This is a genomic window from Chitinophaga sp. 05T412 (assembly GCF_056396465.1).
Genome location: NZ_JBFTLN010000043.1, coordinates 1 through 1,690 on the forward strand (window position 1 = coordinate 1; position 1,690 = coordinate 1,690).

The following is a 1,690-nucleotide window of genomic DNA, read 5'->3' on the forward strand; positions in this document are numbered from 1 at the left end:
ACTTTACTTTGCAGCCACTGTCCGACAGGATATAATCAATACGTTCCTGCGGAAAGTCAGGATCAATGGGAACATAAGCCCCRCCTGACTTCAGCACCGCCAGCAAAGCAATGATCATTCGCTCACTTCTTTCCAGCTGCACCCCCACCAGGTCATCTGCAACGATAGCATATTGCCCGCGCAGRTAATGTGCTAACTGGTTAGAGTATGCATCCAGTTGTGCATAGGTAAAGGAGCTATCTTCAAATACCAGTGCTACCGCATCCGGCGTTTTTGTTACCTGTTCTGCGAACAGGTGCACCAATGTTTTATCTTCCGGGTAAGCAGCAGCCGTATCATTAAAACTATAAAGTAGATGCGATTTTTCTGTTTCACTTAAATAATCCAGCTGCCGGATAGCGATGCCCGGGTTTTTAAGAATGGCTACCAGCAACTGATCCAGGTGCGTTGCCATAGCGCTCACAGTAGATATCTCATAGAGATCACTGTTGTAAACGAGATTTAATTGCAGCTGCGYTCCCTGTAATACAAAGTCAAACGACAGGTCAAATTTGCTGACCGGATTACTCAGATCTGTATATGGATTTATTTGCAGGCCACCACTTTGTTGAGCCGCAATCACTTCATCAAGGTCTGTTTCCTGTAACACCACCATCACATCAAACAAGGCGCTGCGGCTCATATCACGCTTCAGTGGCAATGTGTCCACCAGCTCATCAAAAGGATACGACTGATGTTCATAAGCTGCCATCGTTACCTGTCGCACCTGCTCCAGCAGTTGCACATAGCTCTCACTGCCGCTGAAGCGGGTCCTTAGCGCCAGCGTGTTCACATAGAAACCTAATTGTCCTTCCAGGTCTGCATGTTCTCTGCCGGCAACAGGGCTCCCCAAAATAATATCTTCCTGGCCGCTGTAGCGATACAGTAAGGTGTTTACCACCGCTACCAGTCCCATGAACAGGGTGCTGCCCGTAGGTTGTAACAGCGCCAATAAACCGGAGATGTCTATTGTTTTTTGTACCATCCCGCCATGGTAGGTTTTTACTGCCGGACGGGGCTTGTCAGCCACCAGCTCCAGCACCGGCAGTTCACCGGAAAACTGTTGCTGCCAATAAGTTCTAGCCGTATCGTCTGCGTGGGATTGTTGCCATACTGCATAATCCTTGTACTGGAGAGGCAATACCGGCAGCGGACTATTATCATGGTAGAGATGCAGCAGCTCTTTGATCAATACGCCCATTGACCAGCCATCGCTGATGATGTGATGCATCACGTAGACAAACACCCACTGCCCTGCTGCTACTTCGTAAAGAGATGCCCGTAGTAAAGGGCCGGCAGACAGATCAAAAGGGGTATAACATACAGACTGAATATCGGCAGATAAGTCCGTGGGTTGTGTGATGTAACGAATGCTGAAATCTATCGCAGGAAGAATATATTGCTGTACACCATACTCTTCATCTTCCTTAAAAATGGTTCTCAGCACTTCATGCCGTTCAATCAGCAAATCAAACGCATGTTCCAGTCTGGACACATCTAATGCTCCACGTAATGTATAAACACCTGGCATGTTATAAGCCACACTACCTTCTTCAAACTGGCTCAATACCCATAAACGACGCTGGGAAGACGATAAAGGATAAGCYGCCTGTTGYGGCGCCCGCGCWATCTGTGCAAAAGCCGTTTTACG

The 1,690-nt window shown here is 48.0% G+C and carries 1 protein-coding gene; it reads right to left on the minus strand.

The genetic code is table 11. The annotated features are described in order from the left end of the window. A partial coding sequence (locus AC1DFM_RS34570) for a condensation domain-containing protein (protein ID WP_477081347.1) occupies positions 1-1,690 on the minus strand: 1,690 nt, incomplete at both ends.